Consider the following 13024-nt stretch of genomic DNA (forward strand, 5'->3'; position numbering starts at 1 on the left):
CGCTGCTGCCGGTGCGCGAGATCCTCCAGGCCGAGATCCGCGATGCCAATGGGGCCTGGATTGCGGTTGAGGGCGTGACGTTAGAGGATCTGGAGGGCGGGCGCAGCGCGGTGTTTGCGCCGTCTTGGGGGGCGCCGGGGCGTCACCGCTGGCCCTTGCGGATTGACTATGTGGCGGGCTTTGGCGCGGAGCCGGGCGCGGTGCCCTTGCCGATCTGCCATGCCATCCTGTTGTTTGCGGCGCATCTTTATAAGGCGCGCGAACCTGTGAGCTTTGAGGGCACGCCGGTGGAGGTGCCGCTGTCGATCGCGCGGCTGGTGGCGCCGTTCAAAAGCTGGTGGATGTGATGCGGATTGCTGCGCGCGATCGGCGGATCATCATCCTGCAGGCCACCTTTGAGAAGAATGAGGCCAGGGAGGTGGTGGCAACGGGCTGGGAGGCATACGCGCGCCCCTGGGCGGCGTTTACCCCGGTGTCTGATGGCGAGCGGCTGCGGGCCGCTGCGGTGGAGCAGAAATCAGATGCCCGGTTTGTCGTGTCCTGGTCGGCGCGGCTTGCCGCCATCACCAGCGCCTTTCGTTTGCGCTTTGACGGGGATGACTGGCGGATCACCGGCATCAAGGAATTGGGCTTTCGTAATAAGCTGGAGATCACCGCCTGGCGTCTCAAGAAATCTGGGGGCTGATATGGGTGCAAAACTGCGGATTGAAGGGGCGGGCGATATTGAGCGCGCCCTGGTGCAGCTCACGCGGGGGCAGTCGAAAGCCTCGGGGCGGCGGGCGCTGAAAAAGGTGCTGAAGCCGGTGGCGCAGGTGGCAGAAGGCATGGCGGGTGGCAAATTCAAGGTGGCGGTGACCAGCAAGCTGGACAAGAGCCAGAAGCGGCGCGCGCGCGGCGATCAGAGCCGCAATCGGGTGGCGATGTATGTGGGGCCGGTGCAGGCGGATGGCAGTCATGCGCCCCATGCGCATCTTTATGAGGATGGCACCGCGCCGCGTTATCAGCACTCCACCGGCAAATTTACTGGCGAGATGCCGGCCAATCCCTTCCTGCGGCCTGCCTGGGATCTCTATGCGCCGGGGATGCTGGAGGCTCTGGCGGTGGAGATCCGCAAGGATATTGAAAAAACGCTGGAGCGGGCGCGGCGCAAAGCCTTGAGGGCTGGCAAATGAGCCTGGAGTTTGAACTGGGGGTTCTGCTTGAAACCCTTGGGCACCCCGTTGTCTGGGGCCTGTTTGACGGTGATGTTGGCTTTCCCCGCATCAGCCTGCGCCGGGTTGGCACGGTGACGGGCTACGCGCTGCGGGGCCGGGCGGATGTGGAAACCGCGCGGGTGCAGGTGAATATAGATGCCCTGTCTTACGGCGCGCTGATCTCGCTGGGGCCTGCAGTGTCCCAGCTTTTGACAGGTTATCGCAGCGGGTCGGTGATCCGCATCAAAGAACTCTCGCGCCGGGACGGATCATCCGAGACCGGCGGCGAAGTGGTCCGGCGTCAAATGCTGGATGTCCAGGTGCGTTACCGCGCCTGAAACCGCCAGGCGTGACTGCGCCTGGCCTATTACGCATGGCCGGGTAACCGGCTGAATACTCTGACAATCTGAAAGGAATAAGCCAATGGCAGAAAATGTCATTCCGGGCGATCTGTGCGATGTGCAGTGGTCCGAAGACGGGGTTGCCTGGGAGGTAATCAAGGGGTGCAAAACAGTTGGCATCCCCGAGGAAAGCCCGGAATACCGGGACCGCACCTCGCTGGACAGCCCTGGGCGCAACAAGGAATACGGCGTTGGCCTGACCGATACGGGCGAGCTGACGCTGAGCTGTTTTTACTCGGCAGACCTCTATGAGAAGGCGCTGGCGCGCAAAGGCAAGGTGATCTTCTTCAAGGTGGATCTGCCCGCTGTGGACGGCGAACAGCTCACCGGGGATGCCTTTGATTACAAGGCCTTTGTGAACCCCTCTATTCCGTCGGTGGACGTGGATGGCGATTTGATGACCGATCTCAAACTGCGCCCGACGGGTGTGGTTGGATGGACCAAAGGGAACCCAGTCGTATGATCCGCAGCGCAACCATGAAGCTGGGCAAAAAGACCCTCAAGCTGAAGTTCTCGACCCGTGCCCTGATCCGCATTGAAGCGGAAAACGGTGGCCAGTCTTTTGACACCTTGCTGGATCAGCTGATCACCGGCGCCGGGGGGGTCACCCTGATGGCTTCGGCTTTGGGGGCGGGTCTCAATGATGGCAAGGGCATCGACCCCGACCAGGCCCTGGATCTGATCGACCAGGCGGGCGGGGTGCGCAGTTTGGTCCCGCTGGTGGCCCAGGCCATTGGCGCCGCCTTTGATGTCAATTCCGGTGAGGATGAAGCGGGTGAGGCAGAGGGGGCTGGTGAGCCGGGAAAGGGAGCTGCCGCCGCAGAGGCGTAGATTGGGAGGCCTTGTTCTCCACGTGGTGCGGGTTGGACCTGCACCACGGCGATTTCTGGGATGTCACCCTGCGGGAATACGATCTGATCACCACCGGTAAAATCAAGGCCAAGGATCAGGAGTTCAAGGCCTGGCGGGTTCTTAATCAGGAACTGGGCATTCTGGTGCAGTTTGCCTTCCACGATCCCAAAAAAATGCCGGACTTCACCAAGGCGGCGGAGCCTGCAAAGCCCGCACGCCGGGATAGAGCGCAGGATCTGGACAAGCTGCGCGCGGGTCTGATGGCGCTGCACTTTCAAAGTAAAAAGGGAACATAGATGGCCATTATTGGTGCGCTCCGGGGGCTGTTGTCGCTGGAATCCACAGCCTTTGAAAGCGGTGCCAAGCGTGGCATTGCGGCCATGGGCAATGTCGAGCGGCGTATGGTGCGCTTGGGCAATACGGTTGAACGCCAGGGGCGCCGGCTGGCGCTTGGCCTCACGGTGCCGATGGTGGGCGCGGCTGCGATCGCGGTGAAATCCAGCCTCAAAATTGTCGATGCCCAGGCGAAGATGGCGCAGTCGCTGGGGACTACGGTGGCCTCGATGCAGGTGCTGGAGCGGGCGGCGGATCTGTCGGGGGTGTCACTTGGGGAGGTTGAGCAGGCCACCCTCCAGCTGACCAAGCGGCTCAGCCAGGCGGCGGCGGGCAGTGGCCCTGCGGTAAAGGCGCTGGACCGGCTGCATCTGAGCGCTGAGGCGCTGCAGCGCCTGCCGCTGGATGAGCGTCTGGCAAAGATCCAGGATGCCATGGCGCAATTTGTGCCAGCGGCAGAGCGCGGCGCGGTGGCTTCAGACCTGTTTGGCAGCCGGGCCGGGCTGATCTTTACCCGCATCGATAGCAGCGCTCTGCGTCTGGCCACTGAGGACGTGACCCGCTTTGGCGTGGCCGTGTCTGAGGTGGATGCCGCCCAGATCGAGCGCACCAATGACGCGCTGTCGCGCATGGGGCTTGTTGGGCGCGGCCTGGCCAATCAGCTGACGGTGGCGCTGGCGCCCATTCTGGAAGATCTGAGCGATAAGGCGGCGAGCGTGGCTGAGTGGTTTGCCAATCTGTCTGATGGCTCCAAGGCGCTGATTGCCAAGGGCGCAGCCCTGACGGCCACCCTTGGGCCTTTGGCGCTGGGGTTTGGTCTGGTGCTGAAACTGGCGATCCCGATGGGCGCGGCGGTGGCGGGTCTGGTGACCAGCCTGGCGCTGGCGCCAGTACAGTTTTTGGCTGCTGCCAAGGCCTCAGTTGCGCTGGAGCTGGCGCTTGGGGCCACCAGCACCAGGGCAGCGCTGTCCAGTCTTGCCATCAAGGGTCTGACGCGGGGGCTTGGCCTGTTGCGACTGGCGGTACTGGCCACCGGCATTGGTGCGCTGATTGGTGTGGCGGCCGGGATCTATCAGGGCTTCACCCAATCGGCGCAGGCGGCGGAAGATTACGCGCTTGCAATTGAGGGCGCGGCAGCGGCGCATGACCTGCTGGAGCGCGCCACCGATCAATTTTATAGCAATATGACGGCCAAAAACGCCGAGGCCATGCGCCGCGCAGCTGAGGCGGCGCGCGATGCCACCCGCCAGGCGCTGGAGGCGGCGAAGGCTGAACTTGAGGCCGCGTCTTTTACCACCAATTTCTTTGGTGCCAGCCTCTATGAGACCGATCGCATGGCCAAGGCCCGCGCCGATATCGACGCCCTGTCTGGTGCCTTGGCTGAGGCCGAGGCGCGGCTGGACGCGGCGGCTGTGGCGGCAGAACAGACCGCAAAACATGCAGACGATGCGGCGGATAACATCGATGCGGCAGCGCGGGCCACGGATCCGTTGATCCAGGGGCTTGGCGGCGCGGCGGGGCAGGCGGCGGCTCTGCGCGGCTATCTCTCCGGGTTGCCGGGGGCACTGGCAGGGGCGCAGGCCAATATTGCCGGGCTGAAGGCGGGTATGGCCGTCTTGGCGGGCGGTGGCGGCGAGGCGGCGGCGAATGTTGCCAAATACCGCGCCGAGCTGGTCGCCGCCCTGCCGCCGTTGGAAGATATGCACGACGGTCAGCGCCGCAATGTGGAGGAGGGGATCAATCAGCAGGTGCGCCTGTTTGAGGAAAACCAGCGCCTGAGCGGCGAATACCGCGCTCAGATCAGCGCCCTGAACAAGGTGCGTTCTGCCGGGGGCGCGGCCAGCAAAAGCGCGCTGGCGGCGCTGCAAAAAGAGATCCGCGACCGGCGCGCCCTGGTGGGGCTGACCGATGAGCAGCGCAAGAAGCTGGAAGCGGTGCGCGCGGTTCAGCAAAAGCTGGGCAAGGAGGGCGCTGGCATCGGCAAGGCGCAGATCGAGGCGCTGGCGGATCAGGTGATTGAGCTGGACCGGGTGGATGCGGCGCTGGACCGGGTGCGGGATCAGCAGGAACGGTGGGCAGAAAACATCACCCGCACCGCCTTTGAGGGCGGCAACCTGGGCGACACCATCAAGGGCATGCTCAAGGANATTGCCTATCAGTTTGCCAATTCCAGGATTGTGCTGCCGGTGGTGGCCTCGGTCTCGGGCATTCTTGGGCTTGGCGGTCTGAACCTTGGCGGCGGTGGTGGTATTGGCGCGGCCCTTGGTGGCGGCGGTGGTGTTGGTGGTGGCCTGGGGGGCGGCCTGGGAGGTTTGCTGAATGGCGCCGGTGGCTTGCTGAAGCTGACCGGCGCAGGCAGTGCACTGTCGGGGGTTGGATCGGGCTTCTTGGGAGTCTTGTCTGGGGGTGGCCTTGGTTCCAGCTTTGCCAATATCGGCGGGTTGCTCTCGGGGGCCACGGGCGGCTGGGGCGCAATTGGTGCGGCTCTGCCGGCACTCGGGATTATTGTGGGCGTGATTGCGCTGCTGGCCAAGGGGTTGAGCCGCAAATACGCCGGTACCGGCATTCGCGGCAGCTTTGACGCTGAGGGCTTTAATGGCGGCCAGTTTGATTTTTACAAAGGCGGCTTTCTGCGCTCCAACCGGACCTATTACAAGCCGCTGGAGGCTGAGTTTGAAGCGATGCTGGATGACAGCATGGCGGGGCTGACCACGGGCCTGACGGATATGGCGGAAACCCTGGGGCTGAGCACGGATGCGCTGGAAGGCTTCACCGGCGAGGGCTTCACGATCTGGATCAACGGCAAAACCCAGGAAGAGATCCAGCAAGCGCTGCAGGAACAGATTGAGGCCACCGGCAATGCCATGGCCGAGCTGATCCTGGGCACGGAGGACTTCAGCCGCGCCGGAGAAAACGCGCTGGAGACGTTGTCGCGGCTGTCGGGCAGTCTGCTGGCCTTTAATGATGTGGCGGATCTGCTGGGGCATCAGAGCTTTGATATGTCCCTGACAGGTGGTGACAATGCCTCAACTCTGGTGGATCTCTTTGGTGGTGCCGAGGGCTTGAATGCGGCGGCCAACAGCTATTTTGCCGGGTTTTATTCCGAAGGCGAGCAGACCGAAACCATCCTGCGCCGGTTGCGGGAGCGCTTTGACGATATTGGCGTGGCAATGCCAGAAAGCCGGGACGGGTTCCGGGAACTGGTCGAGAGCCTGGATCTCACCACTGAACACGGGCGGAAACTCTACGCCAGCCTGCTGCAGATGTCGGGGGCAATGGATCAGGTGCTGCCGCAGGTGGACAGCTTCACCCTGTCGATGACGGGCATGCTGGATGAGATTGGCGGCGAGATTGGCCTGCAGATCGAGACGGCGCGGGATATGGCGGCGGATGCACGGGCGGCGGCGACGCTTTGGGCGCGCACGGCGGAGAGCCTGCGGGACTATCTGTCGGGTCTGGGCACCTCCGAGCTGGGCGGTGCCAGCCGCGAACAGGCGGCAGCAGCCCAGCGGCGCCGGTTTGAGGAAGCCTATGAGGCGGCGCGCGGCGGTGATCAGGAGGCGGCGGCGGGCCTGTCCGGTCTGGCACGGGACTATCTGCAATCGGTACAGGGAACAGCCAGATCCTCATTGGAGTATCGCCGTCTTGCCGCGCTGGTGCAGGGCAAGCTGAACTTTATCGCCGGGGTCTCTGAGCTGGAAAGCGGCAATGAGGAGGTGCTGGANGCGCTGTATAAACAGCAGATCGAGGTGCTGACCGATCTGGGCACCTTNCTGCAGCTCAAAGGCCTGACCAGTGATCAGGTTGGCGAGCTGAGCGACGGGGTTCAGGCGCTGCACGCGGATTGGGATGGCACGGTGGAGGCGTTCCAGTCGTCTTTGTCTGCGTTGGAGAATGCGATCACGGATGCGGAGGCCTTCTCCTATGATGATCTGGTGGGGCGTCTGGATGTGGCGGTGGCGCTGGATGACACCGCGCCGTTCTGGTTGCGCCACCTGGTGGAGAGCGCCGGAACGGGGATCCAGACAACGCTGGATTTTGTCATTCGCCGCGATGATCTGACAGCGGCGGATCGCTGGATTGCCACCAATGCCCTGTCGGAACATGTGGCAACGCTGGATCTGATGTTGGGGCAGGATCTGGATGCTGCAACCCGGCGGCTGGCGCTGGTCACGGATGCAGAGATCCGGCGCGATATGCGGCTGAAACTGGTGCAGGATCTGGATGGAGACACCCGCGCTTTGTTGCTGACACAGGCGGCAACGCTGTCGCGCCAGGTGAATGTTGCCCTGACCGAGGAGGGGAATGCCGCCATTGGCCGGCTGACCGCGCTGCAGGATCTGATCGGCAGCACTGGCGGCAATCTCACCTTTGACGGTGGCGTCACCCTGACCGCTGACAGCGTGTTCAGCGATCTGGTGGCGGCGACCGGCGGGCTGACGGCCCCTTTGAGCGCCTTGCAGAGTATGTTGAGCGCGCTGCGGGATGCGGTGCAGGAAGATGTGGATCATCGCAAAGGCCAGCTCAAACTTGTGGGGTTGCAAACCGAGGGGGTGGAGATCGCCGGGCTGCAAAAATCCCAGTCAGAGGGCACCCTGGCCACCTTCGAGGCGCTACGGCGCCAATACGGCATCTCTCTGGTGGGGCAGGATCAAAGCGTTGGCCTGGGGCCAAATGGCTATCTGACCTCCTCCTTTGATTATTATGGCGGCACCGCAGCCAATCTGGAGGCCTTCAAGGCGGCGCTGCAGGAGCAGCTGGGATCGGCCTCTTATGGCGAGGTGATGCGGCGGGTGAACCGCTCAACAACCGAGAAGAAATCCAGACTGGCTAATTTACGCGAACAGATCCGGGATCTGGGCGGGGTGCCGCAGTTTGCCGCTGGCGGTGTGCATGCCGGGGGCTGGCGTGTGGTTGGGGAGCGCGGCTGGGAGCTGGAAAACACCGGATCCAGCCGGGTGATCAGCCATTCCGATTCCAGGGCGATGCTGGACAATCGCCGGGTGGTGGAGAGCGTCAATAATCTGGCGCGCCAGGCCGGGGTGCAGGGCCAGAAGGTGGAGCTGCTGATCAAGACAATCGCCCGTGTGGTGGAAAACTGGAACGATGCGGGCCTGCCGCCGGAAATGGTTTGAGGGAGGTGCTGTGATGGACTTCAATATTATTGCGCCAATGCCGGTCACGGATGTTGAGCTGGTGGGCTCCAATATTGCCGAGGATGATCATCCGGTCTGGGATGTGGGCGTCACCTATGCCCTGGGGGATCGGGTGATATCTCTGGTGACCCACCGCATCTATGAGAGCGTGCAGCCCGGCAATCTGGGCCATGACCCGGTCTCGGATGCTGGCAGCTGGTGGCTGGATCTGCGGCTTGCCACCCGGCGCTGGTCGGCCTTTGACAATCGCCGCTCCAACACGGCCAGCCGCGCCGATGAAATCACCTATTCCATTGTGCCGACGCGGGACTGCGATGCGATCTCGCTGTTTGGCCTGACGGCGGGGGCGGTGCAGATCGCGGTGCGCGACGGCGGCACCCTGATTTATGATCAGACCTTTGTGCTGGCGGACACGGGCCATGTGGTCAGCATGTACACCTATTTCTTTGGCGGCATTTTTTATGCGCGCCAGAAGGTGTTGAACGGCTTTCCAGGCTACATCGGTCATCAGATCGATATCACCATCTCCGCACCGGGGGCGGTGGCCGAGGTTGGCCATATCGTGCTGGGGCGCAACCATATTCTGGGCCGTATCATGGATGGGGCCGAGATCGGCCATGTCAGCCACAGCCGCAAGGAGTTTGACCAGTTTGGCGATGAGCTGCTGATCAAGCGTGGCTCCACCCGCAAGGTGACGGTGCCTTTGCGGGTGCCAACGGTGCAGGCGCCGCGTGTGATGGATCTGGTGGCGGAGGTGGATGGTCTGGTGACCGCCTTTTATGGCTCCAGCGAACACGCGCCAAACTACGGCATCGAGGGCCTTGGCTTTGTCGATGACCACACCCAGCCGCTGGATGCGGCAGGGGATTCGATCTTCACCCTTGTTCTCAAAACCATCAAATAGGAGTGCACATTTATGGCAGCACCCATTGCCCCGGCTTTGCCGGCTATTCCGTCACGCTCTGCGCCCGAGGCAGATTTTGACGCCAAGATGTTTGCTCTGTTCAAATGGGCCACCGATGATTTTGTCGGCTTCATGGAAGACTGGCGCAGCTATCTGGACAGCGGTGCCGGGGTCATAAGGGGCAGCAATGCCAATGGCGCCTATGTGCGCTTTCCTGATGGCACCCAGATCTGCACCCATCTGGTCCAGCTGAGTTATTCGGTGCCGGATCTTATGTTTGGGATTTGGACATTCCCCGCCGCCTTCAGCACCTTCAACGGGCTGGTTTTGCAAGGGAGTGTCGATAACGACAGCGCGACGGCAAACCTGACGCCCGCGAGAAATGAACTGGGGCAGGTGTTTGTGGATGTTGCAAATGCCTCTGTCGGCCACCTGGGCCTGCGCAACCAGATCGGCGCCACCTCCTTTGGAGCTGCCGATACCGTTTTACTTCACATGACAGCCATTGGCCGCTGGTTCTAAAGGAGCGCTTGCATGCATATCACCTTTATCTGCAGCGCCAGTCTGCCCAGTCTTCCGGGCCAACCTGGCCAGCCTGAAACCACAGCCAGCGTTGCGGGCGACACCCTTACGGTTGACGGGGTGGATTATGACCTCTCCGCCGTGCCCGAGGGCGGCTTTGCTGAACCGAGTGGCGATCATCCCTTTGTGGGGCGCATCAGGCGCAGCGGCGGGGTGCTGAGCCTGTCGCTGCGCTGGCGCTATGACGTCGCCACAGCCGAGGCGCACCAGGCCAGCGTCGCGCCGGTTCTGAGCGTTACCGCCGGGGCCGTGCCCGATCCCATCATCCGCAAACCTGCCAGGCCGGAGGCATAGGCCCATGACATTCTCACTCACTATCACCACCGCAGAAACCAGTGCTGCCGAGGCTCTGGCGCAGGCCAAGGCTGACGGCCTGGCGCGGGCGCTGGATCTGCTCGCAGCGGCGGCAGCTGAAATCACCGGCCAGGTGCCCCAGGCCGAGCGCGACAGCTGGGCCACCAAGGCGGTGGCGGCGCGGGCCTATCTGGCGGATGCGGCCAGCGCCGATCAGCTGGCCATGCTGCAGGCCGAGGCGGCTATCACCGGCGAGGCGGTGGCAGATCTGGCAGCGGCGATTGTCGCCATGGCGGATGCCTATGCCAGTATCGCAGCGCAGCTGGCCGGACAGCGGCGCAAAACCCGCGCGGCGATTGAGGTCGCGACAACGCCAGCGCAGGTGCAGGCCGCCCTGGCGGCGCTTGATGCGGCGTTGATCACTCTGGGGGCGGGCTGATGCCTGAGGCAGGGTTGATCGACTGGATGTCGAACCTGCTGGGCGGTGCGGCCACCACGCTGGTCGGGGCCAGTATAGGCCGCCTGATGTGGCATTCCGGCGAGGTGCGCAAAGGCCAGCGCCGTTTCTTTGGCCCGGAGCTGCTCTGGGAGATCCCGGTGGCCATCGGCATGGCCATCATTGGCGAGGCCATTGCCAGCTATATGGGCGCCGGGCCAACCGTGACCACCGGCATTGTGGCGCTGGCCGCTTATATTGGCCCGCGCGGCGCTGAGGTGCTGCTGACCAAATGGCTGCTGCGCGCCAAGCCGTAAAACACCCACAAAACCCAAAACCTGAACCCACCCCTGCCTTTGGCGGGGTCTTTTGCATTGGAGCAAACATTATGAAACTGATCTCAAACTGGCGCGCCACGCTTGGCAAGTCCTGGTCTGTCTGGCTCATCCTGGCCAGCCTGGTTCTGTTGGGCGGATACTTTCTGGCCCTGGTCCAACCCGGCATGCTGGGCTGGGATCCGCTGTATTTTGCCATAGCCTCGGCCACTTGTCAGGTGCTGGCGATCCCGGCGCGGCTGGTGCTGCAAAGTGGGCTGTCGGGCCTTGCTGCCTTCCGGCGCGATCAGTCTGGCGCGGTGCGCCGGCGCACGGTTGGGCTGATCGCGGGCAGCGCGATCGCCATGAGCTCCGCCATTGGTTTTATCGGCCAGTGGGAGGGTCTGCGGACCGAGGCCTACCGCGATGTCGTGGGTATCTGGACCGTCTGCTATGGCGAAACCAAGGGGGTGCAGCCCGGTGATCGCTACAGCAAGGCGGACTGCGATGCCATGCTGGCGCGCGAAATCCTGGCCTACGAGGCGCAGCTTGATCGCTGTCTGACCCAGCCGGTGCCGGTGGGCATGAAGATCGCCCTGGTCAGCTGGACCTATAATGTCGGGGCAGGGGCGGCTTGTCGCTCGACCCTGGTGCGCAAGGCCAATGCTGGGGATCTCACCGGCGCATGCAACGAGCTGCCGCGCTGGAGCAGGGCAGGCGGGCGGATCATACCGGGGCTGAGCAACCGGCGCGGCGCCGAGCGCGCCATGTGCCATCAGGCGCTGAAAGAGGCGGCATGATCCCGGTTAGGCTATGGGGGTGGGTGCTGCGCAATCTACCCGGCATTGCCCTGGTGGCGGGGCTGGCCGGAGCGGTCTGGTTTATCGGCGATGCCTTCAATGATCGGACCCGCCTGCGCGCCGAGCTGGCCACCGCGAGATCGGATCTCGCCACTGCCCGGGCCACCCTTGAGAAAGCCGCAGAAACCGCCCGCATTCACCGCGCCCACCTGGCCCGCGCCGCCGATGAGGCTCGCCAATGGTCTGCGCTATCCAATGACCTGCAACAGATGGAGGGCCGCGATGCGCCTTTATCGCCTTTGCTTGCCGCTACTGCTCGGCGCCTGTTCCGATCGGGCCAGTGAGGTGGTGATCCCGCCGCCCCGCGTGCCACCCGATCTGCTGCAGCCCTGCGCCGGATACACCGGTCCGCTGCCGCAATCTGAGGGCCAGATCTCGGATGCCCTGATCGCCGAGGCGCGCGGGCGGGCCTGTGCCAATGGCAGGCTGACGGCTGTGGCTGAGATCTTGGCCGCGCCAATTCTTGAAAACTGATCCCTCCGCACCCTAGCGGGGGGATCGGGTGCGCAAACACCCGTTCCCACGCAGCCAAACGATCGGCAACACGCAGCCGCTTCTCAACCGCCGCCAGAGCCAGAACGCCGCTGTTGGGCGACAGCATGCCGCCGTCGAAACGGGCGATCACAGACTTGCCGCACACTGATGACAAACCACTCAGCGGTAACGTAGTATCATTCATGGTGGATGTGGTCTCTGGAAATGGCGCGGATGGGACTTAGCAACCAAATCCTACGTCAGTTCAAAGGCTTGTGCCACATCCACCAAACCGCCATGAATTATTCGGGTTAAGTTGATCGTGCCTGCCATTCGCGTGGCGCCCCTTCATTGTTGCATCCAAAGCGCCCTGATTTCCCTCCTCTGACGGAAAACACGCCATGCAGCCAGGAGCCCTGAATGAAATCGGGCACCAGAAGGGCTGCTTTTCTGCTTTATCTGAATGGCATCTCATGCACTACCAGTACAGATGTACTGGCCAATGCTCATGGCATTCCATGAGTCGGCGCGCTAACATGAACTTGGAACACTCGTATAAACAGCGGCACACTATTTTCAGGGGCATTGAAACCGACCATCATGGACAAGATAATCATCGCCGACGATCATCCTTTGTTTCGTGAAAGCATGCGCCGTATTGTCCAGCGAATGATCCCGGCAGAGATCGTTGAAGTCTCGGATAATCAGAATCTGTTGCGCGAATGTGCGCGTGGGGCCGAGCCGACCATCATGTTGCTGGATCTGGATTTTCCCGGCTTTGATGGCGCACGAAGTATCGCGCAGTTGCGTAGAACTTATACGCAAACAGCGCTTATTGTTGTCTCGATGAATGATGATGAAAAAACTGCAGATAAGATTATGGCCGCCGGGGCAAATGGTTACATCTCAAAATCCGTCCCAGCAGATGTTATAACATCATCAATCACCAAGATTATAACTGGAGACACCGTGGTCTGCCTTGAGGCGCTGGACACCATGCCTTCTACGACACCAAATCCTTTGACAAATTTGTCAAACCGTCAGTTGGAAATACTCTCGCGTCTTGGGCAAGGGAAAACAAACAAGGAAATTGCGCGCGAACTCGGTGTTTCTCCGTATACTGTACGTGGACATATCTCGGGCCTTTTTCAAACACTGGGTGTTACAACCCGGGCCGCAGCTTCCTCGTTGGCGGCCCAATATGGGCTTGTTTAGGGGCAGGTAT

The 13024-nt window shown here is 62.5% G+C and carries 16 protein-coding genes and 1 pseudogene; 16 read left to right on the plus strand and 1 reads right to left on the minus strand.

The annotated features are described in order from the left end of the window. From ARCT_RS25330 to ARCT_RS27820, 15 genes are all read left to right on the plus strand, one after another. Nucleotides 1-347: head-tail connector protein (locus ARCT_RS25330; protein WP_456153985.1), on the plus strand; the 347-nt coding region annotated here is incomplete at its 5' end. Next, nucleotides 347-685: a phage head closure protein gene (locus ARCT_RS25335; RefSeq protein ID WP_051360535.1), complete on the plus strand. Its 339-nt coding sequence runs from the start codon at nucleotides 347-349 to the stop codon at nucleotides 683-685. The genes ARCT_RS25330 and ARCT_RS25335, both read left to right, overlap by 1 nt. Before the next feature lies 1 nt (nucleotide 686). Beyond that, nucleotides 687-1172 carry a hypothetical protein gene (locus ARCT_RS0104035; RefSeq protein WP_027238923.1) on the plus strand — a complete coding sequence of 162 codons (486 nt, stop codon included), beginning with the start codon at nucleotides 687-689 and terminating at the stop codon, nucleotides 1170-1172. Then, nucleotides 1169-1531 carry a hypothetical protein gene (locus ARCT_RS0104040; RefSeq protein ID WP_027238924.1) on the plus strand — a complete coding sequence of 121 codons (363 nt, stop codon included), beginning with the start codon at nucleotides 1169-1171 and terminating at the stop codon, nucleotides 1529-1531. The genes ARCT_RS0104035 and ARCT_RS0104040 overlap by 4 nt, the downstream gene beginning before the upstream one ends. Before the next feature lie 85 nt (nucleotides 1532-1616). Next, on the plus strand, nucleotides 1617-2057 hold the full coding sequence (locus tag ARCT_RS0104045; protein ID WP_027238925.1) for a phage tail protein: 441 nt from the start codon (nucleotides 1617-1619) through the stop codon (nucleotides 2055-2057). Continuing rightward, on the plus strand, nucleotides 2054-2425 hold the full coding sequence (locus ARCT_RS0104050; protein WP_027238926.1) for a hypothetical protein: 372 nt from the start codon (nucleotides 2054-2056) through the stop codon (nucleotides 2423-2425). Before ARCT_RS0104045 ends, ARCT_RS0104050 begins: the two co-directional genes overlap by 4 nt. 11 nt (nucleotides 2426-2436) lie before the next feature. Further along, entirely contained in the window at nucleotides 2437-2742 is a 306-nt protein-coding gene (locus ARCT_RS0104055) for a hypothetical protein (protein WP_154665291.1), read from the plus strand. 5185 nt (nucleotides 2743-7927) lie between these two features. Beyond that, on the plus strand, nucleotides 7928-8839 hold the full coding sequence (locus ARCT_RS26950) for a hypothetical protein (protein WP_154665292.1): 912 nt from the start codon (nucleotides 7928-7930) through the stop codon (nucleotides 8837-8839). 12 nt (nucleotides 8840-8851) lie between these two features. Then, the gene (locus ARCT_RS28325; RefSeq protein ID WP_027238930.1) at nucleotides 8852-9361 is read left to right on the plus strand and encodes a hypothetical protein; all 510 of its coding nucleotides are present in this window, start codon (nucleotides 8852-8854) and stop codon (nucleotides 9359-9361) included. A gap of 12 nt (nucleotides 9362-9373) precedes the next feature. Next, nucleotides 9374-9715, plus strand: coding sequence for a hypothetical protein (locus ARCT_RS25350; RefSeq protein ID WP_036784361.1), 342 nt, complete (start codon nucleotides 9374-9376; stop codon nucleotides 9713-9715). A 4-nt stretch (nucleotides 9716-9719) separates the two neighbouring features. After that, nucleotides 9720-10154 carry a hypothetical protein gene (locus tag ARCT_RS25355; protein WP_051360536.1) on the plus strand — a complete coding sequence of 145 codons (435 nt, stop codon included), beginning with the start codon at nucleotides 9720-9722 and terminating at the stop codon, nucleotides 10152-10154. Further along, nucleotides 10154-10468 (plus strand): phage holin family protein, encoded by a 315-nt coding sequence (locus ARCT_RS0104085; protein ID WP_027238932.1) that lies wholly within the window; start codon nucleotides 10154-10156, stop codon nucleotides 10466-10468. Before ARCT_RS25355 ends, ARCT_RS0104085 begins: the two co-directional genes overlap by 1 nt. 71 nt (nucleotides 10469-10539) lie before the next feature. Continuing rightward, on the plus strand, nucleotides 10540-11265 hold the full coding sequence (locus ARCT_RS0104090) for a lysozyme (protein WP_027238933.1): 726 nt from the start codon (nucleotides 10540-10542) through the stop codon (nucleotides 11263-11265). Then, a complete protein-coding gene (locus tag ARCT_RS27815; RefSeq protein WP_027238934.1) occupies nucleotides 11262-11609 on the plus strand; it encodes a BAR domain-containing protein in 348 nt (115 codons plus the stop codon). The genes ARCT_RS0104090 and ARCT_RS27815 overlap by 4 nt, the downstream gene beginning before the upstream one ends. Nucleotides 11610-11613: 4 nt before the next feature. Further along, the gene (locus ARCT_RS27820; protein WP_154665293.1) at nucleotides 11614-11799 is read left to right on the plus strand and encodes a hypothetical protein; all 186 of its coding nucleotides are present in this window, start codon (nucleotides 11614-11616) and stop codon (nucleotides 11797-11799) included. A gap of 49 nt (nucleotides 11800-11848) precedes the next feature. Here the strand turns inward: ARCT_RS27820 and ARCT_RS28585 are convergent. Next, a pseudogene (locus ARCT_RS28585) lies at nucleotides 11849-12004 on the minus strand (IS1380 family transposase); the annotation flags it as partial. Nucleotides 12005-12399: 395 nt separating this feature from the next. Here ARCT_RS28585 and ARCT_RS0104105 point away from each other — a divergent pair. Next, nucleotides 12400-13014: a response regulator transcription factor gene (locus ARCT_RS0104105; RefSeq protein ID WP_036784366.1), complete on the plus strand. Its 615-nt coding sequence runs from the start codon at nucleotides 12400-12402 to the stop codon at nucleotides 13012-13014. Nucleotides 13015-13024: the final 10 nt, after the last annotated feature.

This window comes from Pseudophaeobacter arcticus DSM 23566, from assembly GCF_000473205.1.
In the GTDB taxonomy this organism is placed as follows: domain Bacteria; phylum Pseudomonadota; class Alphaproteobacteria; order Rhodobacterales; family Rhodobacteraceae; genus Pseudophaeobacter; species Pseudophaeobacter arcticus.